Origin of the sequence: Nonomuraea sp. NPDC049421, assembly GCF_040677005.1 — a bacterium.
GTDB classification, from domain to species: Bacteria; Actinomycetota; Actinomycetes; order Streptosporangiales; family Streptosporangiaceae; genus Nonomuraea; species Nonomuraea salmonea.
Window position 1 is genome coordinate 1 of the sequence record NZ_JBFAQA010000016.1, and the last position, 21,623, is coordinate 21,623.

General features: G+C 71.0%; 18 protein-coding genes and 1 pseudogene. 10 read left to right on the top strand and 9 right to left on the bottom strand.

Translation table 11 applies throughout. The features are described 5' to 3' along the window. Together AB0K18_RS26045 and AB0K18_RS26050 are read right to left on the bottom strand one after the other, a co-directional pair. A pseudogene (locus AB0K18_RS26045) lies at positions 1-989 on the bottom strand (rhamnogalacturonan lyase); the annotation flags it as partial. A gap of 267 nt (positions 990-1,256) precedes the next feature. Beyond that, complete coding sequence (locus AB0K18_RS26050) at positions 1,257-1,733, bottom strand: GNAT family N-acetyltransferase (RefSeq protein WP_364918831.1); 477 nt, start codon at positions 1,731-1,733, stop codon at positions 1,257-1,259. Positions 1,734-2,239: 506 nt separating this feature from the next. On the opposite strand from AB0K18_RS26050, the gene AB0K18_RS26055 reads away from it, so the two are divergent. Continuing rightward, positions 2,240-2,515 (top strand): hypothetical protein, encoded by a 276-nt coding sequence (locus tag AB0K18_RS26055; RefSeq protein ID WP_364918834.1) that lies wholly within the window; start codon positions 2,240-2,242, stop codon positions 2,513-2,515. Here the strand turns inward: AB0K18_RS26055 and AB0K18_RS26060 are convergent. After that, the gene (locus tag AB0K18_RS26060) at positions 2,481-3,230 is read right to left on the bottom strand and encodes a hypothetical protein (RefSeq protein ID WP_364918837.1); all 750 of its coding nucleotides are present in this window, start codon (positions 3,228-3,230) and stop codon (positions 2,481-2,483) included. The two genes, AB0K18_RS26055 and AB0K18_RS26060, sit on opposite strands and share 35 nt — an antisense overlap. Before the next feature lie 159 nt (positions 3,231-3,389). On the opposite strand from AB0K18_RS26060, the gene pip reads away from it, so the two are divergent. After that, positions 3,390-4,340 (top strand): prolyl aminopeptidase, encoded by a 951-nt coding sequence (pip, locus tag AB0K18_RS26065; protein ID WP_364918840.1) that lies wholly within the window; start codon positions 3,390-3,392, stop codon positions 4,338-4,340. On the opposite strand, the gene AB0K18_RS26070 is transcribed toward pip, so the two are convergent. Together AB0K18_RS26070 and AB0K18_RS26075 are read right to left on the bottom strand one after the other, a co-directional pair. Then, positions 4,327-5,496, bottom strand: coding sequence for a Cmx/CmrA family chloramphenicol efflux MFS transporter (locus AB0K18_RS26070; protein WP_364918843.1), 1,170 nt, complete (start codon positions 5,494-5,496; stop codon positions 4,327-4,329). The genes pip and AB0K18_RS26070 overlap by 14 nt on opposite strands. Positions 5,497-5,772: 276 nt before the next feature. Further along, complete coding sequence (locus tag AB0K18_RS26075) at positions 5,773-6,591, bottom strand: alpha/beta fold hydrolase (protein ID WP_364918846.1); 819 nt, start codon at positions 6,589-6,591, stop codon at positions 5,773-5,775. 112 nt (positions 6,592-6,703) lie between these two features. Between AB0K18_RS26075 and AB0K18_RS26080 the strand changes: the two genes are divergently transcribed. Together AB0K18_RS26080 and AB0K18_RS26085 are read left to right on the top strand one after the other, a co-directional pair. Further along, positions 6,704-7,114, top strand: coding sequence for a YciI family protein (locus AB0K18_RS26080; RefSeq protein ID WP_364918849.1), 411 nt, complete (start codon positions 6,704-6,706; stop codon positions 7,112-7,114). 11 nt (positions 7,115-7,125) lie between these two features. After that, complete coding sequence (locus AB0K18_RS26085) at positions 7,126-8,364, top strand: sigma-70 family RNA polymerase sigma factor (RefSeq protein ID WP_364918852.1); 1,239 nt, start codon at positions 7,126-7,128, stop codon at positions 8,362-8,364. A gap of 186 nt (positions 8,365-8,550) precedes the next feature. Here AB0K18_RS26085 and AB0K18_RS26090 read toward each other — a convergent pair whose 3' ends face one another. The 3 genes from AB0K18_RS26090 to AB0K18_RS26100 form a co-directional block, all read right to left on the bottom strand. Then, positions 8,551-9,486 carry a DUF5996 family protein gene (locus tag AB0K18_RS26090; RefSeq protein ID WP_364918855.1) on the bottom strand — a complete coding sequence of 312 codons (936 nt, stop codon included), beginning with the start codon at positions 9,484-9,486 and terminating at the stop codon, positions 8,551-8,553. A 76-nt stretch (positions 9,487-9,562) separates the two neighbouring features. Then, positions 9,563-10,756: a hypothetical protein gene (locus tag AB0K18_RS26095; RefSeq protein ID WP_364918858.1), complete on the bottom strand. Its 1,194-nt coding sequence runs from the start codon at positions 10,754-10,756 to the stop codon at positions 9,563-9,565. Between the two features lie 112 nt (positions 10,757-10,868). Continuing rightward, positions 10,869-12,497, bottom strand: coding sequence for a phospholipid carrier-dependent glycosyltransferase (locus tag AB0K18_RS26100; RefSeq protein WP_364918860.1), 1,629 nt, complete (start codon positions 12,495-12,497; stop codon positions 10,869-10,871). A 78-nt stretch (positions 12,498-12,575) separates the two neighbouring features. On the opposite strand from AB0K18_RS26100, the gene rsmI reads away from it, so the two are divergent. Both rsmI and AB0K18_RS26110 read left to right on the top strand, forming a co-directional pair. Next, complete coding sequence (gene rsmI / locus AB0K18_RS26105) at positions 12,576-13,424, top strand: 16S rRNA (cytidine(1402)-2'-O)-methyltransferase (RefSeq protein ID WP_364918863.1); 849 nt, start codon at positions 12,576-12,578, stop codon at positions 13,422-13,424. 10 nt (positions 13,425-13,434) lie between these two features. Continuing rightward, on the top strand, positions 13,435-15,021 hold the full coding sequence (locus tag AB0K18_RS26110) for a phospholipid carrier-dependent glycosyltransferase (RefSeq protein ID WP_364918866.1): 1,587 nt from the start codon (positions 13,435-13,437) through the stop codon (positions 15,019-15,021). Here AB0K18_RS26110 and AB0K18_RS26115 read toward each other — a convergent pair. Then, positions 14,948-16,504 (bottom strand): hypothetical protein, encoded by a 1,557-nt coding sequence (locus AB0K18_RS26115; protein WP_364918869.1) that lies wholly within the window; start codon positions 16,502-16,504, stop codon positions 14,948-14,950. The genes AB0K18_RS26110 and AB0K18_RS26115 overlap by 74 nt on opposite strands. 99 nt (positions 16,505-16,603) lie before the next feature. Here AB0K18_RS26115 and AB0K18_RS26120 point away from each other — a divergent pair, with 99 nt between their 5' ends. From AB0K18_RS26120 to AB0K18_RS26135, 4 genes are all read left to right on the top strand, one after another. Beyond that, positions 16,604-17,827 (top strand): glycosyltransferase family 2 protein, encoded by a 1,224-nt coding sequence (locus AB0K18_RS26120; protein WP_364918872.1) that lies wholly within the window; start codon positions 16,604-16,606, stop codon positions 17,825-17,827. Positions 17,828-17,941: 114 nt separating this feature from the next. Beyond that, positions 17,942-19,723: a methionine--tRNA ligase gene (gene metG, locus AB0K18_RS26125; RefSeq protein WP_364918874.1), complete on the top strand. Its 1,782-nt coding sequence runs from the start codon at positions 17,942-17,944 to the stop codon at positions 19,721-19,723. 34 nt (positions 19,724-19,757) lie between these two features. Next, positions 19,758-20,612 carry a TatD family hydrolase gene (locus tag AB0K18_RS26130; protein WP_364918877.1) on the top strand — a complete coding sequence of 285 codons (855 nt, stop codon included), beginning with the start codon at positions 19,758-19,760 and terminating at the stop codon, positions 20,610-20,612. An 83-nt stretch (positions 20,613-20,695) separates the two neighbouring features. Beyond that, complete coding sequence (locus tag AB0K18_RS26135; RefSeq protein WP_364918880.1) at positions 20,696-21,610, top strand: ubiquitin-like domain-containing protein; 915 nt, start codon at positions 20,696-20,698, stop codon at positions 21,608-21,610. Positions 21,611-21,623 lie beyond the last annotated feature (13 nt).

Sequence of the window (21,623 nt, forward strand, 5' to 3'; positions counted from 1 at the left end):
GAGCCGTTGCGGAAGTCCCAGGCGGCGATCACACTTCGGGTGTAGTAGCCGCGCGCCATGATCAGGGATGGACGGGAGCCGTCCAGGTACGCCGTCCCGGCCAGGAAGCGGTCCACGCGGTTGCCGTAGTTGTCGCCCCAGGAGGAGACGGTGCCGCGCGGCGGGTCGTAGTTCACCGTGGACATCGCGGCGCCGGTCTGGCCGTTGAACATCGTCAGGTATTCGGGGCCGGACAACACATAGCCGCTGGAGTTGCGGTAGTCGGCGTTCGCGTTGCCGATCACCGCGCCGCGGCCGTCCCTGGTGCCGTCGGCGGTCTTCATGGCGACCTCGGCCCGGCCGTCGCCGTCGTAGTCGTAGACCTGGAACTGGGTGTAGTGCGCGCCGGCGCGGATGTTGCGGCCCAGGTCGATGCGCCACAGGCGGGTGCCGTCGAGACGGTACGCGTCCACGTAGACGTTGCCGGTGTAGCCGGACTGGGAGTTGTCCTTGGCGTTGGACGGGTCCCACTTGAGGACGATCTCGTACCGGCCGTCGCCGTCGAGGTCGCCCACCGAGGCGTCGTTCGCGCTGTAGGAGTAGGAGACGCCGTCGGGGGTGGTGCCGCCGGACGGTGGCTGGATGGGCACGTCCAGGTAGGAGCCGCCGGTGAAGCGGAGCGAGGCGGGGGAGGCGGCCTGCTCGCTGCCGCCCACGACGGCCCGCACGGTGTACGAGGCGTCGGCGGCGGCGCCGTTGTCGAGGAAGTCGGTGCCGCCGCTCAGCCCGGAGGCGATCCGGGTGGAGCCGCGGTAGAGGTTGAACGTGACGCCGTCGGGGTCGGTGCCGAGCAGTCGCCAGGAGACGAGGTTGCCCGACCCGGAGCGTACGCTGATCAGCCCCCGGTCCAGGTCCTCCATCTGCTTGGCGGGAGCGGCGTGGGCGGGGGCGGCGACGGCGGTGGAGGTCAGGGCGAGGACAGCGGCCGCGGCGGCCAGGCTCAAGCGCATGCTGGGATCCTTTGCAGCTCGGGGTAAGCGCTTTCCCAATGGGCGAGAAGAAACTTTCATGCGGCGGTACGGCGGCGTGGTAGCGCTAACACACTGGCGCCGACGATCTCAGGGGTTCGCTGACCTGCGGAGACGTTCACAGCTGCTCCTCTTCTGTCAGGGTGACGGGCGGGGCGGAGCCCGCGCGTATTAAAGCCATCAGCCGTCCCCGTCTCAACCCCTGTCCGCAAGTTCGCGACTGCCCCGTCCCCAGCGATCCTTCCCGTCTCAACTTCCGGTCGGCAGCTCCCAGCGGACCTCCCCGTCCTGCCATTGCGACGTCGCGCGCAGGCCGGCCGCGGCGGCGACCGCCTGGGAGGCCGCGTGCTCCGGGTGGATGTGCGCGATCACCGTGTCCACCTCGTCCGCGAGCCGCTCGACCAGCGCCACCGCGGCCTCCCTGGCCAGGCCGCGGCCCTGCCACGCGGTGTCGACCACCCAGGCGACCTCCGCCGTACGCCCCTCGACGGTCGCCTGCACGTACCCGACCAGGCAGTCCTCGGCGCGCAGCCGGAGCACCCAGTTGCGCCACCCGGGCGGTCCTGCGGCCAGCCGCTCGTAGCGGGCGCGCAGCTCCACGGCGCTGAGCGGGGCCCCGCCGGTGAACGCGTGCAGGGCCGGGTCGGCGAGCACCCCGGCCATCTCGGAGGCGTGCTCGGGCCGCAGGGGTACGAGTGTGAGCCGGGAGGTCTCGATGGCGTCCATCCCGTCACCTTAGGGGTGGGATGTGTCCGGGTCGGCAGGTGTTGACCGCCCCGGGGTGACAGCGCAGAGGTCTTGGCCGGTGGCGGGCGGCGGCGGATGGTGGAGTGACGTCGGCCATGGGGAGGTTCCAGTGGAACCACGGCAGCTTCCTGTCCCCGGTGAACGCACCTCGGAGACGCTCAGCCGGTTCAGGGACGAGAGCGGCCCCGTCGTCCGCATCGAGCTGCCGGGCGCGGTCGAGGCACGTACCTCAGCGAGTTCATCGAGCGCAGGCGCGGCTACGGCGACGACTTGATGACGGGGCTGATCCGCGTCCAGGAAGTGGAGGGCGGCCGCCTCTCTCACGAGGAGATGGTGGCCTCGCCGCCGGGCTGGCGGAGCGGTGAAACGCCTGTGGAGCTGGTGTAAGACCTCAACGAGAGTTCTTTTCTCGGGCGGGCGACCGGCGGTGAAGCAGGAAGCCTCACGGGCGACCGTGGGATTCCCCCTCATTCACGAGGGGGAAGATGTCAAGGGAGCAGCTGGTCGAGGAGGCGCTGCGCTGCCGCAACTCCGTGCTCTCCGTGATGTTCCGTTATCCGCGCGAGGACGTGCGGGTGGCCGGGACGGCGATCAGGGCCGGCGAGCCCATCGCGGTCGCGCTCTCGGCCGCCGGCGCGGACCCGGCCAGGTACGGCGGCGACGCGGCCGCCTTCGACGCCTCCAGGGAGCCCGACGCGCACCTGGGCGCCCGCCCGCCTGACCGGCTCAGCCCCCGAGCAGCTCGTCGAAGGCGTGGATGATGCCGAGCGTGTCGAGGACCGACTCGGTGGCGCTGTTCGCGTCGGCCGGGCGGAGGCAGAACAGCGGGCTGGACAGCACGGTGTCGAGCAGGCGCGGCACGCCCAGGACGTCGAGCAGCGTGGCCGGGGTCTGCATGGGCGCGGGCGCCGGGTCGCCCGCGCACACCGGCTTGGTGACGAGCGCTTCGAGGTAGCGGGTGACGGTCTCCGGGGTCTGCGCCTCCTGGGCGCTCGGGGTCCTGGTGGTGCGGGCGCAGGCGATGGCCCGGTCGACGAGGGCTTCGAGCATGGTCTCGACGGGCGACTCGGGCGAGGCGGCAGCGGCGGGGCTCGTCCCCGGTGCGGGGGTGGCGCTGGGCGAGGGGAAGGGCCACGGCAGCGGCGGCAGGTTGGGGATGGGCGGCAGGGTCGGGCCCGCGGCGGACAGCGGCGTGCCCTCGGCGGCGGCCTCGCCGGCGGCCTCGGCCGCGTTCCCCGGCGCGAAGAAGCCCTGCAGCGAGCTGCCGGCGACGATCGACTCCATGAGCGCGCGGATGTCGTCGGCGGTCACCGTCCCTGTGAAGGGCGGTGGCGGCTGCACATTGATCTTGATGCCGTCGACGTCGCTGCATCCCGTGCGGGTGACGGCCGGTTCGTCCTCCGCGTGTGCGGTCGCGGCGGGCGCGAGCAGGGCGGCGGACGTGGCGGTCAGTACGGCGATGGCCTGCCTGTACATGTTGCTCCCCATGAGTGATGATCGACTTACTGTTGCGATCATTACCCTTAGTGGTGGTTCGATTACTCCATAGTTGGATCTAGCCCTCTTTACCGGTGATGGGGGACTCGACCGCGGCCGATATATTGAAGCGCTGTTACATCTGTGAGAGGAGCCCCCTTGCGTCCCGCGATCGAACCGTACGAGCACGGCCTGCTCGACACCGGCGACGGCAACCTCGTCTACTGGGAGACCTGCGGCAACCCGGACGGCAAGCCCGTGCTGGTCGTGCACGGCGGGCCCGGGTCGGGCTGCTCGACCGGCTCACGGAGCAGGTTCGACCCAGAGGTGTTCCGTACGGTGCTGTTCGACCAGCGCAACTGCGGCCGCAGCCGCCCGCACGCCGCCGAGCACGACACCGACCTGACCGCCAACACCACCCACAACCTCATCGCCGACATGGAGCGGCTGCGCGAGCACCTCGGCATCGACAAGTGGCTGCTGTACGGCGGCTCGTGGGGCTCGACGCTGATCCTGGCCTACGCCGAGACGTACCCGGAGCGGGTCTCGGAGATCATCATCACCGGCGTCACCATGACCCGCCGCTCCGAGATCGACTGGCTCTACCGGGGCGTCGGCCGCTTCTTCCCCGAGCAGTGGGAGCGGTTCAGGCAGGGCGTGCCGCCGGAGGACCGCGACGGCGACCTCGTGGCGGCGTACGCGCGGCTGCTGTCAGGACCCGACCCCGAGGTCAGGGAGCGGGCCGCCATCGACTGGGTCACCTGGGAGGACGCGGTGATCTCGATGGAGACCAACGGCAAGCCCGGCGCCTACAGCGACCGCCCGCCCGCCGACGTGCTGGCCCTGACCAGGATCTGCTCCCACTACTTCGCCCACGCCGCCTGGCTGGAGGAGGGCGTGCTGCTGCGGAACGCGCACCGGCTGGCCGGCATCCCCGGCGCGCTGATCCACGGCCGCCTCGACCTGAGCAGCCCGCTCAACACGGCCTGGGAGCTGACCCAGGTCTGGCCGGACGCCGAGCTGACCGTCATCGACGACTCCGGCCACACCGGCAGCGGAACGTTCAGGAAGGCCGTGGACGCCGCCATCGAGCGCTTCACGCCCCGCTGACCGGACGCGCCTGGACGGGCTCCGCCCGGTGGTACGGGCGGGCGGCGGCGGCGACCGCCAGGGCCAGCGTCACCAGGGCCGCGCTCACCCACAGCGGCGAGCGGAACCCGAGCCCTGCTCCGATCGCCAGGCCGCCCAGCCAGGGGCCGAGCACCGCGCCCACGTTGAGCGCCGCCGTGGCGAAGCCGCCGGACAGCGTGGGTGCGGTGGCGGCGGCGTACAGGACCTGGGAGATGAGCGTGGAGCCGACCGCGAACGACAGCGTCCCCTGGACCAGGACGAGCACCACCGCCGCCACCGGCACCCCCGCCACCAGCCCGAAGAGCGCCCAGCCCGCAGCCAGCGCCACCCCGCCGGCGACCAGCAGGACCTTTGGCCGGGTGTCGGCGAGCCGGCCGCTGATCGTCACCCCGGCGAACGAGCCCAGCCCGAACAGCGCGAGCAGGCCCGGCAGCCAGACCTGGGCGATGCCGGTGACGCCGGTGAGGAGCGGCGCGAGGTAGGTGAACGTGCTGAAGGTGGCTCCGTTCACCAGCGCGCCGAGCAGCAGGAGGACGAGGAGCCTGGGGTGACGCAGGGCCCTGGCCTCGCCGCGTACGGTGCCGCCGGGAGCGCCGCCCGGCACCGACCGCAGCACCGCGACGATCGCCGGCACCAGCGCCAGGGCCACCGCCCAGAACGCCGAGCGCCAGCCCCACAGCTCGCCGAGCAGCGCGCCGCCCGGCACGCCCGCCACGCACGCGATCGTGACGCCGCTGAGCAGGATCGACGTGGCCCTGCCCTTGGCGTGGGGCGGGGCCAGCGCGATCGCCGTGGCCAGGGCCACCGCCAGGAACCCGGCGTTGGCCAGCGCCGCCACGACGCGCGTGGCGAGCAGCACCGCGTAGTCGGCGGTGACCGCGCCGACCACGTGGGCGATCAGGAACGCGACCAGGAAGGACAGCAGCGCCGACCGCCTGGACCAGCGCAGGCTCAGCACCGCCATGAGCGGCGCGCCCACCACCATCCCGGCGGCGAAGGCCGAGGTGAGCAGCCCGGCGGCGGGAATGGACACGCCCAGCTCACGGGCGATCCCGGGCACCAGCCCGGCCAGCATGAACTCGGACGTCCCTTGGGCGAAGACCGCCAGCCCGAGCAGATAGACCACGAAAGGCATGAGAAACTCCACGACCCGGACATGGGCCGGCACAGGTGAGCACGTGGGAAACGTCCCACGCGGCTGAAGGAACTGGGGGACCTGTGTCGTCGGTGGTCCGGATGGCGGGCGCGATCAGCCGAGATCAGGCGGAGCAGGACGGGCGCGAGATCAGCGGCCCAGCGTCAGGAGAAGCCGGGGGATCGGGCCATGCCGCAGCCGCCCCTTCACAGGGAGGGGCGGTGCGGGTCAGCCACCGGACGACCGGTGGCTAGCGTCTTGATGCCTCGGGGCCGGTCATGCGCGGCACCGTAGCAACGCCGCGCCCCGATCGTCCACTCGATAAGCGGCCAGGAAGTCGAGCACCATCGGGCTCGCGATGTGCCGGAACTCCTCGAAGTAGGCGTGCCTGGCGCCCTCGACGAGCTGGAGCGAGGCGCCGGGGACGCGCTCGGCCAGCAGGGGCGCGTTGGCGGCCGGGTTGAAGACGTCGTCGGTGCCGTGGACGACGAGGGTGGGCGCGGTGATGCGGGGCAGCGCGTCCCAGGCGTCGTGGCCGGCGCTGGCGGCCAGGTGGCGGCGGCGGGCGTGGGCGGGCATGCCGGGGTCGCCGGTCGTGAAGTAGGGGCCAGGGTGCCCGGCCAGCCAGGCGGGCGTGTACATGAGCTCCAGCAGGGCCCGCTCGGCGGCGGCGCGGTCGGGCTGGGCGAGCGACCTGCGGACGTCGTTGCTCCGCTCGACGCCGTGGGCGCCGCCGGGTGAGCTGCAGCCGAGCACGAGCGCCCCGACCCTGCCGGGGTGGTCGGCGGCCAGCCACTGGGCGACCCGCCCGCCCATCGAGGTGCCGTACACGTGCGCCCGCGGCACCCCGGCGTCGTCGAGCACGGCCAGCACATCGCCGGCGAACCCGCGCGTCGTGTACGGCTCGTCCGGCTTGTCGCTGCCGCCCGTGCCCCGCCAGTCGAGGGTGATCGTCCGATAGGCGGCGAAGTCATCCCGTACGGAGTCCCACCAGCGGTGGTCGTTGGCCTGCCCCTGCAACAGCACGAGCGGCTCCCCATCGCCGCGGACCTGGTAGGACAGCTTCACCCCGTCGGGCGTCGTCGCGTATGGCACGCCTCCGATACTGCCGCAAGAAAAGTCGCGGAGAAAATTCGCGGCATGATGTCCGGTACGCGGCCACGGCTCCGACGTCTCTGCTGAAGGCACCAGAGAGAGGGCGAAACCGATGAAGTTCATGATCCTTTCGTACGCGTCCCAGCGGAACTACGACGAGATGGCCGGCAAGGACACCGGCGGCATCGCCTGGAAGCCCGATGACGTGGCCGCCATGCACGCGTTCATGTCGGAGGTCAACAAGGAGCTGGAGGACTCGGGCGAGCTGGTCGAGACGCGCGGCCTCGCGGCCCCGGTGCACACCCGCAGGGTCGGCCTGCGAGGCGGCGCCCCGTTCGTCACCGACGGCCCCTACGCGGAGACGCAGGAGGTGCTGGCCGGCTACTGGGTGGTGGAGTGCGCGAGCTACGACAGGGCGACCGAGATCGCGCTGCGGCTGGGCCAGTGCCCGTCGCCTGACAGGGCCGACGCGTTCGCCGACATCAGGCCGATCGTCGAGTCGGTCGAGGACCTGGCGTTCTGAACGGCGGGGCGGTGCCCGAGCACCTGCTGCGCGAGCTGGCGCCGCAGGTGCTCGGCGCGCTCGTGCGCCGCTACGGCCATTTCGCGACCGCCGAGGACGCCGTGCAGGAGGCGCTGCTCACGGCGGCCACGCAGTGGCCGGAGCAGGGCGTGCCGGACGACCCGCGTGCCTGGCTGATCACGGTGGCCGCGCGCCGCCTGACCGACCTGCTGCGCGCCGAGCAGGCGCGCCGCCGCCGCGAGGACGTGGTCGCCGCCCGCGCGCTGCCGGACGAGTGGCTCTCACCCGCCGCCGACCGGCAGGAGGCGGCCGGCGACGACACGCTGATCCTGCTGTTCCTGTGCTGCCATCCGGCGCTGACGCCGCCCGCGCAGGTCGCGCTCACACTGCGGGCGGTGGGCGGTCTGGGCACGGCGGAGATCGCCCGGGCGTTCCTGGTGTCGGAGTCCACGATGACCCGCCGCATCACCCGGGCCAAGCAGCGCGTCAAGGACAGCGGGCAGCCGTTCCGGCTGCCGGGCAAGGCCGGGCGCGAGGACCGGCTGGCCGCGGTGCTGCACGTGCTCTACCTGATCTTCAACGAGGGGTACGCCAGCACGTCGGGCCCCGACCTGCACCGCGCCGAGCTGGCGGACGAGGCCATCAGGCTGGCCCGTGTCGTGCACCGGCTGCTGCCGGACGATCCGGAAGCGGCCGGGCTGCTGGCGCTCATGCTGCTCACCGACGCGCGGCGCCCGGCGCGTACGGGGCCGGACGGCGAGCTGGTCCCCATGGCCGAGCAGGACCGGTCGAAGTGGCACGCCGCCTCCATCGCCGAGGGAACCGAACTGGTGACGAAGGCCCTGCCCCTGGCGCCGCCCGGGCCGTACTGCCTCCAGGCCGCCATCGCCGCGCTGCACGACGAGGCGCGCACGCCGGAGGAGACCGACTGGCCGCAGATCACCGCCCTGTACGAGCTGCTGATGCGCATCTCCGACAACCCGGTCGTCGCGCTCAATCACGCCGTCGCCGCCGCCATGGCCCGCGGCCCGAGCGTCGGTCTTGAGCTGCTCGACCGGCTCGGGGACGACGCGCGGGTGGCCGGTGACCACCGGCTGTTCGCGGTGCGGGCGCACCTGCTGGAGATGTCGGGCGACCTCGCGGGGGCGCGGGAGGCGTACGAGGAGGCGGCCTCGCGGGCGATGAGCCTGCCCCAGCAGCGTTACCTGCGCGGCAGGGCATCGAGGATCGACCGGCGCGGCCGGGAATGATGCGGCCCCAGGTGTGGTTACATACATCGTGGCCGGTGTGCCCAGTGTCCCCGGGCCTCACCTATTGCCTTCGCGGACTACCGTTCGGCTGGAGCCGCGTTGTGCCTTTCGCCGAGAGGCGACACGCACACCGGTACGCACACGTCGGGCGCCCGCCCTCTTCGGAGGACGGGCGCTCACGTGTGTTCAGGGGCACTGCCCGTAGCAGGGATCGGTGACGCCGCCAGGGCAGGCCAGCGCCGCGGTGTCGATCCCGGTCAGCCGGGCGCCCGCCTGGTAGGCGCTGTCGAGGAACTCCAGCACTGCTCCCACGGGGTCCTCCATGACCCGCACGTCGTCGTAGCGCAGGACGGCCAGGTGGCTGCCGCGCGCCGGGATCCACTCGGCCTGCGCGGGCCGCAGCGGTTCGCGGGCCAGCCCCTCGGGCTCGGGCGCGGTGTAGGAGTAGAACGCCGGCCAGGGGCGCTCCTTGTCGCCGAACCAGAACCCCGAGCTGATCACCTCCCAGCTGTACGCCTCCCGCGTGACCGGGTCGGTGTCCGGCGAGACCTTGGCGACCCGCCCGGTGAACCTGGTCACCGCGATGTCGAAGGTGTGCCAGAAGTGATGGACGGGGCTGGTCTTGCCGGCGTAGTCGGCGGCGTACCGGTCGAGCAGCTGCACGACCTGCGAGAGGATCCGCCAGTAGCGGTTGATGAGCACCGGGTCGTAGCGGGCGTGCAGGGTGTCCTCGGCGAACGGCGTGTCGTCGCCGAGGTCGAACGGCACCGCCCAGATCTCCGGCCGGATCCCCAGCCCGGCCAGCGTGTCGAAGAGCCGGTCGTAGAAGGAGGCGACGCTCCTGCCGATCAGGCTGAACTCGGCGCTGCGGCCGTCGAACACGTCGATGACCAGGCGGTGGCGTACGAGGTCGAAGTCGACGCAGAACAGCGGCTGCTCGCCGAGCCCGCCCATGGGGCGGGTGGTGAGCCCGCGCCCGGTCGGGTGGAACGGCACCTGCCACCAGTGGTTGCGCCGGTTGCTCGACGCCAGCCTGATCTTCCCCACGATCTGTGCGAACCTGTGGAAGGTCTCCTTTGCCTCGGTCCATTCCGCCAGCGGCATGGCCGGGAACAGCTCCATGACGGTCCCCCTCCGACATAGGGCATTTCCCGACAATCGTAACTACTCGGAGTATTCGCCCAGATGCCAGGGGTCGTCACCCGGAGCTGACGTACTTCCTCGGCCGCAGCGCGTGGGCCCGCAGCGCCGCCAGCGCCGCGAGCTGGCCGGGGCGGTCCATCCGCACCGCCAGCTCGTCGCTGAACGCCAGCCCCAGCGCCGTGAGCTGGGCCACCAGGTCGGTCACCGGGCCCGTGACGTCCTCGACGCTCGTCGCCGGATGCCAGCCCTCGCCGCCCACCACCTCGGCCACCCGCTCGATGAGCTTGGCCGGCGACATCAGCGTGCCGTCGGCGAGCAGCATCAGCGCGGCCTCCCTGGCCGACACCTCGAACTCGTGCTCACCCCGCGCGAGCAGCAGCCGGGTGACCGCCGACCACATGGCCGACCTCGAATGCAGCAGCCGCAGCCCGTAGTCGGTGATCGACAGCTTGGCGCCGTCGCGGCGGATCGCGCCCAGCTCGCGCTCGGCCAGGTCGCGCAGCCGCAGCGCCTCGGGCGACGGCGCCAGCCGCAGCGGCAGCGTCTCGCCGGAGGCGGCGACCGACAGCAGCCGGTGCAGGGCGGGCAGCGGCTGCGGCGAGACCGGCGCGTGCAGCCGCACCTCGAACGGCTGCGCCAGCTCCCGCCGCGCCGGGCCGCGGCCCAGCACCCAGCGGTTGAGCCGCTCGCCGTGCACCCGGTTGAGCCAGCTGTCGCCGCCCAGGTCGGCGCGCGGCTCGGTGAGCCAGCGCCGGGTCAGCGCGGTGCGGTCGACGTCCTCGCCGGCCACGATGGCCAGCTCGAGGGCCGCCGAGCAGGCGATGTGCGCGCCCAGCTCCTCAGGCCCCATGATCATGCTCCACTGCAGCTCGGGAACGTCAGGCGGGAGCACGCCCGTGGCCTCGAGGGCCTGCTGGTAGGCGCTGGTGCCGGCGTCCTCGCCCTCGCGGGCGTAGGTGCGCAGGATCTGGACGGTGGTCGGTGACACGCACAGCTCGGCGTAACGGTCGAGGCCGCCGAGCCGGAGCAGCTGCCCCAGCGAACGTGCCAGCCGCTCGTGGTCGCCATCCTGCGGCCCGACCTTGAGCGGCAACGTGTACCAGAGGAACTCGCAGACGTCGAGCTGGGTCACCGTCTCCAGTGGCTCCCCACCCGTCAACCATTCGACGGCGGTCCTGGCCTCCTCGGCCAGATCCGGCTGAGATCGCTCCAACTCGGCGAGAAGGGCGGTGACATCCGGTGCACTCATGCCTCGAAGTTTGCCGTATCGACCCCGGGCCTGACGATGACCGAAACCGGTGCGTATTGGGTCTTGCACAGCGACTACCTAAGAAATCCCTATCGAGCCGACTGTAACGTGATCATATCCACCGTTTCTCGAAGAGCATGCGGGCCTTCCACTCCGTGTACGAGAGCAACTCTCCGGTCAGTACGGGATGCAGCCACCAGAAGTTGATCAGCGCGAGCAACGCGAACGCGCCGACCACGGCGGCCCCGACGGTACGCCGCAACGGCATGGCGCCGGAGGCCGTCGGCGTGGCGGGCCCGATGAGCAGCCCCGCGCACAACGTGATGGCCAGCACCATGAACGGCACCATCGGCATGGCGTAGAACAGGAACATCGTCCGGTTGTCGGCGATGGCGAAGTAGAACCACGGCAGCCAGCCCATGGCGTAGCTGAGCAGCACCGCCCCCGCCCGCCAGTCGCGCGAGGAGACGTACCACGCGATGAGGGCCACCAGCGCGGCCAGCGCCCCGAACCAGATCACCGGCGTGCCGACGCCGAGCACCGCCTCGGAGCAGTCGGTGGCGCCGCAGCCGCCCTTCTTGCCCTCGTAGTAGAAGGCGACCGGGCGCAGCAGCAGCGGCCACGACCACGGCTCCGACATGTAGTTGTGCGCGGTCTCCAGGCCGCTGTGGAAGGTGAAGACCTGCCACTGGTAGTGGATCCACGAACGCATGGAGTCGACCAGGAAGAACAGCGGGTTGCCCGACGAGGTGGCCTGGTCCCAGTTGCGGCCGTAGCCGGTGGCGGTGGCGAACCAGCCGATCCAGGTCGCCATGTACGCCACGAACGGCACCACGCCGAAGGCCAGCGTCGCCTGCGGCAGGTCCTTGTTGACCGCCCCGACGTACGGCCGGCGCAGCCCCAGCGCGCGGCGGGCCCCGGCGTCCCACAGCAGCGACATGGCCGCGAACGCCACCAGGAACGCCAGCCCCGACCACTTGACCGACATCGCGAAGGCCAGGCACACCCCGGCCGCGATCCGCCACCACCTGATGCCGAGCGACGGGCCGTACACGGAGACGGGCGAGTGCTCGTACCAGGTGACCAGCCGTTCGCGCGCCTGGTCACGGTCGGCCACCAGGCAGGCGAAAGCCGCGAGCACCCAGAACATCAGGAAGATGTCGAGCAGCGCGGTGCGCGAGAGCACGAAGTGCAGGCCGTCGAGCGCCAGCAGCAGGCCGGCGAAGCAGCCGAGCAGCGTGGAGCGGGTCATCCTGCGGGCGACCCTGGCGAGGATCAGGATGGACAGCGTGCCGATGAGGGCGGCGGCGAAGCGCCAGCCGAACGGGTTGAGCCCGAAGATCCACTCGCCGGCGCCGATCATCCACTTGCCGAGCGGCGGGTGCACGACGTAGGAGGCGCATTTGTCGATCTCCTGGCCGCACGCCTGCCAGATGTCGGTGCCGCCGGACATGATCGTCTTGTCGGCGTCCTTGATCGTGACGTGTTCGACGCCGTGGGTGATGAGCGAGAAGGCGTCCTTCATGTAGTACGTCTCGTCGAACACCACGGCCTTGGGCTCGCCGAGCTGCAGGAAGCGCAGGATCCCGCCGAACAGGGTGATCAGCAGCGGCCCGATCCATCCCCAGAGCACGCTGCCCCGCATGGGAGGCACGACACGATCGCGTACGGACCGAGCCTCGGAAGGGCCTTCGTCCTTCGGCTGCTCGTAGGCCTGGTACGGAGAATCGGTCACCGCCATTCGGACATCGTACGGGCCCCAGAGCGGTGGTTACCCAAGAAACACGGTCTAATTGGGATGCCCTGCCACAATGGTCAGGTGACAGGGAACGGCAGGTTGGTGCTGGCAGGAGCCCCCATAGGCCAGGTGGGTGACGTCTCCCCACGGCTGCGCGACGCGCTGGCGGGCGCCGACGTGGTCGCGGCCGAGGACACCAGGCGGCTGCGCAGGCTCGCGGCCGACCTCGGCGTCGAGCTGACCGGCCGGGTGGTGTCCTACTACGACCAGAACGAGGCGGGCCGCGCGCAGGAGCTGCTGGAGACGCTCAAGCAGGGCCGCACGGTCGTGGTGATCACCGATGCCGGCATGCCGGGCGTGTCCGACCCCGGCTACCGCCTCACCAGCCTCGCGGTCGAGGCCGGCGTGCCGGTCACGGCCCTGCCCGGGCCGAGCGCCGTCACCACCGCGCTCGCGATCTCCGGCCTGGCCAGCGACCGGTTCTGCTTCGAGGGCTTCCCGCCGCGCAAGCCGGGCGACCGGGCCCGCCGGCTCAAGGCGCTCGCCACCGAGGAGCGCACGATGGTCTTCTTCGAGGCGCCGCACCGGCTGGCGAACAGCCTCGCGGCGATGGCCGAGGCGTTCGGGCCCGACCGCCGGGCCGCGGTGTGCCGCGAGCTGACCAAGACGTACGAGGAGGTCCGCAGGGGCGGGCTCGGCGAGCTGGCCGCCTGGGCGGAGGGCGGCGTCAAGGGTGAGATCACCGTCGTCGTCGCGGGTCACGCGCCTGGCGACGTCGAGCTCGACCCCGAGGCGCTGGTCGCGGAGGTCGAGCGGCGGGTCGCCGACGGGGAGCGGCGCAACGCCGCGGTCGCCGATGTGGCCAAGGAGGCGGGCATGCCCAAGCGGGAGCTCTACGACCTCGTGCACAGGAAGACCCCCACCCCGTAAGGTGCGCAGGGTGCGTAATTGGGGGTTATCACCGGGCCGGCTGGTGCCGCCGTTCCAGGGTGGCGCGCTCGCCGGCTGGCTGGGGCCGCTCGTGGTGGCCGTCTTCGGCGGCCTGCTCCGCTTCATCGACCTCGGCAGGCCCAAGGCCGTCGTCTTCGACGAGACCTATTACGTCAAGGACGCCTACTCGCTGCTGGCCGAGGGCGTCGAGCGCACCATGCTCGGCGACGCCAAGAACCCCATCGCCGACCGGCGGCTGCTGGCCGGCAACCTCGACATCTTCAAGCAGTGCCCGCAGCCCGACGACTGCGCCTCCTTCGTGGCGCACCCGCCGCTCGGCAAGTGGATGATCGCGGCCGGCGAGTGGATGTTCGGCATGAACCCCTTCGGCTGGCGCTTCGCGGCGGCGGTGGCCGGCACGCTGACCATCCTCATCCTCGCCAGGGTGGCGCGCAGGATGACCCGCTCGACGCTGCTCGGCTGCCTGGCCGGGCTGCTGCTGGCGCTCGACGGCCTGCACCTCGTGCTCTCGCGCACGGCGATCCTGGACATCTTCCTCGCGTTCTGGGTGATGGCCGGGTTCGCCTGCCTGGTGGCCGACCGCGACGACATGCGGGCCCGGCTGGCCGACCGATATGACGCCGCGCTGCTTCGCGGGCCCCGGCTCGGGCTGCGGCCCTGGCGGCTCGCGGGCGGCGTGTGCCTGGGCGCCGCCTGCGCGGTCAAGTGGTCGGGGGTCTTCTTCCTGCTGGCCTTCGCGCTGCTGTCGCTCATGTGGGACGCCGGGGCCAGGCGGGCTCTGGGGGCGCGCGAGGCGTACAGGGGGACGCTGGCGTACGACGGGCCGGGCGCGGCCGGGGCCTTCGCCCTCGTGCCGGCCCTGACGTATGTGGCCTCGTGGAGCGGCTGGTTCGCCACCTCGCGCGGCTGGGGGCGCAACTGGGACCAGGCGACGTCCTCGGGCAACCCGCTGTTCTTCGTCTTCGACTCCGTCCGCTCCTGGCTCGACTACCACGTGCAGGTCCTCGGCTTCCACAGCGGCCTGGAGACGCCGCATCCGTACATGTCGGAGCCCTGGTCGTGGCCGCTGCTGCTGCGCCCCGTCGCCTTCTTCTACGAGGGCGAGAAGTCCGGTTGCGGCGCCGCCGACTGCGCCCAGGCCGTGATCGGCGTCGGCACCCCCGCCCTCTGGTACGGCTCCGCCGTCGCCCTCGTCGGCCTCGTCGCGTGGTACGCCGCCACCCGCGACTGGCGGGCGGGCGCCGTGCTGCTCACCTACGCCGCCGGCTGGCTGCCGTGGTTCTACTACGCCGTCGCCGACAACCGCACGATGTACCTGTTCTACATGGCGCCCGTGCTGCCCTTCATGGTGCTGGCCGTCGTGCTGGTGGCCGGGCTCGTCATCGGCAGGCGCGACGCGCCGCCCGCCCGCAGGGCCGTCGGCGCCGCCGTCGTCGGCGCGTTCGCGCTCATCGTGCTCGTCAACTTCTGGTGGCTGCAGCCCGTGCTGAGCGCCGAGACCATCAGCTACGCGCAGTATTGGGCGCGGATGCTGCTCTCCTCTTGGGTGAGTACTTCGACCAGTTCGCCCACGTGACGCCGCGGCGCAGCGTGATCGCCGCCGCGATGCAGGCCAGCGGGACGGCCGGCAGGACGTAGCGGTAGTCGAACTCGGCCGTCGCCGCGGGCGCGAGCAGCAGGCCCACCGCGCCCAGCCAGGGCAGCACCACGGGGCCGCCGAACTTCCGCCAGCGCACGACCACGCCGTACAGGCCGATCAGCAGGATGCCGCCGAGCATGATGCCGCGCAGGTAGAACACCTTCTGGTAGCCGCTCATGATGTCGGCCCACGGGTGCACGACGCGCGTCTCGGGCGGGCCCTGCTCGTAGGCGAACGCGTCGGTGTCGGTGCGGCCGCCCGCGTAGGAGGACCACTTCGGCAGCCGCTTGGGCTGCCCGTTGCCGTCGATCTCGACGTACGGCTTGAACTGGTACATGTTGTACGTCGACTCGTCGGGGAAGCGCGGCCTCGCCCAGTGGAACGAGCGGAAGAAGTCACGCGCGACCACCTTCAGATAGTCGCCGGGCTGCGACAGGATCGCCCGCGTGGCGAACGCGCTGGCCGCGTCGTTGGTGATCTCGCTCCACTTCTTGTTGGCGCCCCACCGGTGCAGCACCTCGCCGGTGCCGGTGCCGTCGCCGTTGCCCTGACCCCACAGGTACCACTGTGCGTAGTCCTTGCGCTGATTGACCGGGTCGTTGATGCACAGCAGCAGAAGCTGGACCTCTTTGTACTTGTCGATGTCCATCTTGTTGCAGTCGGCGAAGATGGCCGTGCGCATGTAGAGGATCAGGCCGTCGCTGTTGGTCATGGCGAATTTGCCGTACGCGGTGGCGAACCACGCCATGTACGCCATCACCGGCACCGCGCACGCCGTCACCACCGCCACGATCGGCCGCCAGCCCGTGCGCTTGACGATGAGGTAGAGCACCACGAGCGCCAGGATCGGCAGCCCGATCGAGCGCGTCAGCCAGGTCAGCGCCAGCAGGAAGCCGACGACCGCGCCCGCCTTCCACGACAGGCGCCGCTTCCACAGCACCAGCGTGATCACGCCGACCACCAGCAGCGTGAACTGCGTGTCGGACATCACGAGCTGCTCGAGCTGGATCTGGTAGGCGTCGAACAGCACCGGCGCGGCGGCCAGCGTGGCGCCCCACTTCGGCAGCCTGAACTTGATCCGCAGCAGCGCGTAGATCAGGCAGGCCGTGGCCAGGCCCATGAGGTGCTGGGTGAACACCACCAGCGAGAAGCTGTGGAACGGCTGCAGCAGCATCAGCCAGAAGCTGTAGCCGTCCGGCCTGATCGGGTGCGGCCGCGGGTGCAGCGCCACCGAGACGTACTCGTAGGAGTCGTTGAACCACATGGCAGGCCCGTAGCCGAGCATGGTGATCAGCCGCAGCACGGCACCGACGCCGAAGGCCGCGGCGAACACCCGATGCCTGCGCACCATGGACAGCAGACGTGCTGCCCGACCTGCGGCGGAGTGGTCCACAGGGGTAATCTCCGCGACGCTCACCATGTTGTAAAGAATGCCAGTCGTTTCCGGGTCCGTGCCCGACCACCGTCACGTTCAGGGCATCATGGTTCACTGGAAGAGCCTTAACTGAAGGGTAGACACGTGGAACTGACGGTGGTCATGCCCTGCCTCAACGAGGCGGAGACCGTGGAAGTCTGTGTGCGCAAGGCCCTGGCGTGCATGGAGGAGCACGGCATCGAGGGCGAGGTCCTGATCGCCGACAACGGCAGCACGGACGGCTCGCAGCAGCTCGCCCGCGACGCCGGTGCCCGCGTGGTCCATGTCGATGAGAAGGGCTACGGAAACGCCCTCATGGGCGGCATCCGGGCGGCTCGCGGCAAATACGTCATCATGGGCGATGCCGACGATTCCTACGATTTCACCGCGCTGCTGCCGTTCGTCGAGCAGCTGCGCGACGGCGCCGACCTGGTGATGGGCAACCGTTTCAAGGGCGGCATCGCGCCCGGCGCCATGCCGCCGCTGCACCGCTATCTCGGCAACCCGGTGCTGTCGTTCGTCGGGCGGCTGTTCTTCCCCTCGGCGATCGGCGACTTCCACTGCGGGCTGCGCGGCTTCCGCCGCGACTCCATCCTGCGGCTGCAGCTGCAGACCGGGGGCATGGAGTTCGCCTCCGAGATGGTGGTCCGCTCGACGCTGTCGGGTCTCGACGTACGCGAGGTGCCGACCACGCTCTCGCCCGACGGCCGCTCCAGGCCGCCGCACCTGCGCTCCTGGCGCGACGGCTGGCGCCACCTGCGCTTCCTGCTGCTCTACAGCCCCAAGTGGCTGTTCTTCTACCCCGGCGTGCTCATGATGGTGATCGGCCTGGTGGCCGGCACCGCGCTGACGTTCGGCCCGGTCGAGATCGGCGAGCTGGCCTTCGACGTCGACACCCTGGTCGGCTCGTCCGCCCTGGTGGTGATCGGGTTCCAGGCGGCGCTGTTCGCCGTCTTCACCAAGGTCTACGCGGCCGAGGAGGGCTTCCTGCCCGAGTCGCCGCGCATCAGGCGGCTGATCGACATGGTGAGCCTGGAGAAGGGTCTCATCGCGGGCGGCCTGCTCGCGCTGGCCGGCATCGTCGGCCTGGTCATGTCGCTGGTCCACTGGCAGGTGCGCAGCTTCGGCGAGCTGGACCCGCGCGAGTCGCTGCGCCTCGTCGTGCCGTCGGCCACCGCGCTCGTCATGAGCTTCCAGACCATCTTCGCGGCGCTGTTCATCAGCATCCTGGGCATCCGCCGCACCCGCGAGACCTCCGTCGACAACGCCGCCGCCGCGGCCGAGGAGGCCGCCGCCAACCTCTCGCTCGAAGAGACCACCAAGCACTAGACCCGCCCGCGCACACCGGCGGGGCCGCCCAGGCTCCGCCGGCCCGCGCGTGCCCCTTTCGCGAGGGGGAGTCGCGGAACAAACGATCGCCAACGACCCCGTAGGCTTGGAACCATGTCCCAGCACATCTTGACCGCCGTTGCGTGGCCCTATGCCAACGGCCCCCGTCACATCGGGCACGTGTCCGGATTCGGCGTGCCGTCCGACGTCTTCAGCCGCTACCAGCGGATGGCGGGCAACAAGGTGCTGATGGTGTCAGGCACCGACGAGCACGGCACGCCCATCCAGGTGCAGGCCGACAAGGAGGGCGTGACGGCCAAAGACCTGGCCGACCGCTACAACCGCGTCATCGCCGAAGACCTGACCGGGCTCGGGCTGTCCTACGACCTGTTCACCAGGACGACGACGAAGAACCACTACGCCGTGACGCAGGAGATCTTCAAGGGCCTCCACGCCAACGGCTACATCTTCCCGAAGACCACGATGGGCGCGATCTCGCCGTCCACCGGCCGCACCCTGCCCGACCGCTACATCGAGGGCACCTGCCCCATCTGCGGCTACGACGGCGCGCGCGGCGACCAGTGCGACAACTGCGGCAACCAGCTCGACCCGATCCAGCTGATCAACCCCAAGAGCCGCATCAACGGCGAGACGCCGACGTTCGTCGAGACCGAGCACTTCATGCTCGACCTGCCCGCCTTCGCCGAGGTGCTGGGCTCCTACCTGCAGTCCAAGCAGGGCGAGTGGCGGCCCAACGTGCTGAAGTTCGCCCTCAACCTGCTCGGCGACCTGCAGCCGCGGGCCATCAGCCGCGACCTCGACTGGGGCGTGCCGATCCCGCTCGACGGCTGGCGCGACCAGCCCAACAAGCGCCTCTACGTGTGGTTCGACGCGGTCATCGGTTACCTGTCCGCCTCCATCGAGTGGGCCAGGCGCTCGGGCGACCCCGACGCCTGGCGCCAGTGGTGGCAGAACCCCGACGCCCGCGGCTACTACTTCATGGGCAAGGACAACATCGTCTTCCACGCCGAGATCTGGCCGGCCATGCTGTTCGGCTACAGCGGCATCGGCGCCCGTGACGGCTCGCCGGGCTCGCTCGGCGCGCTCAACGTGCCGTCCGAGGTGGTCTCCAGCGAGTTCCTCACCATGGAGGGCCGCAAGTTCTCCTCCTCGCGGCAGGTCGTCATCTACGTCCGCGACTTCCTCGCCCGCTACGACGCCGACGCGCTGCGCTACTACATCGCCGTGGCCGGCCCGGAGAACCAGGACACCGACTTCACCTGGCAGGAGTTCGTCAACCGCAACAACGGCGAGCTGGTCGCCGCGTGGGGCAACCTGGTCAACCGGTCGATCTCCATGGCGGCGAAGAACTACGGGGCCGTGCCAGAGGCGGGCCACCTGACCGACGCCGACCGGGCGCTGCTGGAGCGCTCGCGCAACGCGTTCGGTCCCGTGGGGGCCGAGCTCGGCCGCTCCCGCTTCAAGAACGCCATCACCGAGGCGTTCGACGTCGTCCGCGAGGCCAACAAATACCTGGCCGAGCAGGAGCCGTGGAAGCTCAAGGACGACCCCGAGCGGCAGAAGTCGATCCTGCACGTCGCCCTCCAGGTGGTCGACGACGCCAAGACCATGCTGACGCCGTTCCTGCCCAGCTCCTCCAACAAGGTCCACGCGATGCTGGGCGGCGAGGGCGTGTGGTCCGGCATGCCGGAGATCCGCGAGGTCGACGAGGACGGCGGCACGCCCTACCCCGTCATCACCGGCGAATACGACGGCGCAGCCCGCTGGGAGCACCGGCCGATCAAGCCGGGCACCCCGCTCGCGCCGCCGTCGCCGCTGTTCAAGAAGCTCGACCCGAAGGTCGTCGACGAGGAGCTGGCCAGGCTGGCCGATTGAGAGGCGCCGCGCGGCGGGAGCTACCGTAGATCCCGTGAGCAAGCTTCCCGCCGCGCCTGAGCCGCTTTCCTCGCCCGTCTTCGACAGCCACTGCCACCTCGACATCATGGTGGGCAACCGGCAGGCGTCATCGGGCGACCCGGTGGCGCAGGCCGCGCAGGCGTCCGAGGCCAGCGTGCGCAGCATCCTCGCCGACGCCCGCGCGGTCGGGGTGACGCGGCTCGTCACAATCGGCTACGACCTCGCCTCCTCGCGCTGGAACGCCGACGCGGCGGCCGGGCACGACGACGTCCACGCCGGGGTGGCCATCCACCCCAACGAGGCCCACGCGGCCACCCCTGAGGTGCTCGCCGAGATCGAGGCGCTGGCCGGGCGGCCCGAGGTGCGGGCCGTCGGCGAGACCGGCCTCGACTACTACCGCGACTGGGCGAGCAAGGACGACCAGCACGCCAGCTTCCGCGCGCACATCGAGATCGCCAAACGGACGGGCAAGGCGCTGGTCATCCACGACCGCGAGGCGCACGACGACGTGCTGAAGGTGCTGGCCGCCGAGGGGGCGCCGGACGTCGTGGTGTTCCACAGCTTCTCCGGCGACGCCGAGATGGCCAAAAAGTGCGCCGAGGCTGGATATTTCATGTCTTTTTCCGGGCCGGTGACGTACAAGAACGCCTCCTACCTGCGCGAGGCCGCCGCGGTCGCGCCCGCCGAGCTGATGCTGGTCGAGACCGACGCCCCCTACCTGCCGCCGGTGCCGCACCGCGGCAAGCCCAACGCGCCCTACCTCATCCCGCTCACCCTGCGCTGCCTCGCCGAGGTCAAGAACATCCATCCTGACCGGTTGTGCGAGGCGATCAGCGGCAACGGAGTCACGGTCTTCGGCGAATGGTGACCATCTTTCGGTGAAGCTTTCCTGGCGCCCGCGCCGCCCCCGCTAGCGTTCGGGCCGTTTCCGGTTACTCGGAGGTGGCCCCGTTGCGAGGAAAGAGGCGTGCGCCCCGTCCGCCGCTCCCGTGGCGTTCCCCGTGGACGCCCGTCGTCTGCGCGGCAGGCGCGGTGGCCGTCGGCGCGCTCGTCACCGTGTCGCTGCTCGTCAAAGAGGTGACGGTGATCGTGGACGGCGAGCGCAGGCCCGTCCACGCCATGGCGGTCACCGTCGGCGAGGTGCTCGACGACACCGGCGTGTCGCTGGGCTTCGGCGACCTCGTACGCCCCGCCGCGCACAAAGAGGTCACCGACGGCGCCACCATCGAGGTACGCCGCGCGCGTCCCATCACGCTGACCCTCGACGGCCACACCAGCAGGCACCTCGTCACCGCCACCAACGTCGGCGACGCCCTCGCCGAGCTCGACCTCACCCCCGCCGCCGGGCGGCTGTCCGCGCCGCCCGGGTACGAGGTGCCGCTCGAAGGCATGTCCCTGACCTTCTACACGCGGCGCAAGGTGCACGTGATGACCGGCAACACCCGGCGCACCTCCCGCACCACCGCGAGGACCGTGCGCGGGGTGCTGCGCCGGCAGGGCATCCCGGTGCGGCGCGGCTACCTGGTCGATCCGCCGCTCGACAGCTTCCCCAAGGACGGGACGGTCATCACGGTCACCCCGCCGCGTACCGTGCCGATTCCGCGCGACGTGGCCCGGCTCGACTGGAAGGCGCTGGCGCACTGCGAGGCGCACGGGGATCCGCTGGCGTACAACGCGGACGGGCCCTACTACGGGATGTACCAGTTCAGCCTGCCGGTGTGGGAGTCGGTGGGCGGGATGGGGCTGCCGTCCGAGTGGCCGGAGGAGGAGCAGACGTACCGGGCCCAGGTGCTCTACCAGCAGGTGGGCGGGCGGTGGCAGGGACAGTGGCCGGCCTGCGGCGACCGCCTCTTCCCCACCACCTGACCACCACCTGACC

Bases quoted from the DNA above. Each gene is read 5' to 3' on its own strand.
- AB0K18_RS26050 (WP_364918831.1), bottom strand. From the start codon at position 1,733: ATGGACGCCATCGAGACCTCCCGGCTCACACTCGTACCCCTGCGGCCC.
- AB0K18_RS26055 (WP_364918834.1), top strand. From the start codon at position 2,240: ATGTCAAGGGAGCAGCTGGTCGAGGAGGCGCTGCGCTGCCGCAACTCC.
- AB0K18_RS26060 (WP_364918837.1), bottom strand. From the start codon at position 3,230: ATGTACAGGCAGGCCATCGCCGTACTGACCGCCACGTCCGCCGCCCTG.
- AB0K18_RS26070 (WP_364918843.1), bottom strand. From the start codon at position 5,496: ATGCCTTTCGTGGTCTATCTGCTCGGGCTGGCGGTCTTCGCCCAAGGG.
- AB0K18_RS26080 (WP_364918849.1), top strand. From the start codon at position 6,704: ATGAAGTTCATGATCCTTTCGTACGCGTCCCAGCGGAACTACGACGAG.
- AB0K18_RS26090 (WP_364918855.1), bottom strand. From the start codon at position 9,486: ATGGAGCTGTTCCCGGCCATGCCGCTGGCGGAATGGACCGAGGCAAAG.
- AB0K18_RS26095 (WP_364918858.1), bottom strand. From the start codon at position 10,756: ATGAGTGCACCGGATGTCACCGCCCTTCTCGCCGAGTTGGAGCGATCT.
- AB0K18_RS26100 (WP_364918860.1), bottom strand. From the start codon at position 12,497: ATGGCGGTGACCGATTCTCCGTACCAGGCCTACGAGCAGCCGAAGGAC.
- AB0K18_RS26115 (WP_364918869.1), bottom strand. From the start codon at position 16,504: ATGGTGAGCGTCGCGGAGATTACCCCTGTGGACCACTCCGCCGCAGGT.
- metG (WP_364918874.1), top strand. From the start codon at position 17,942: ATGTCCCAGCACATCTTGACCGCCGTTGCGTGGCCCTATGCCAACGGC.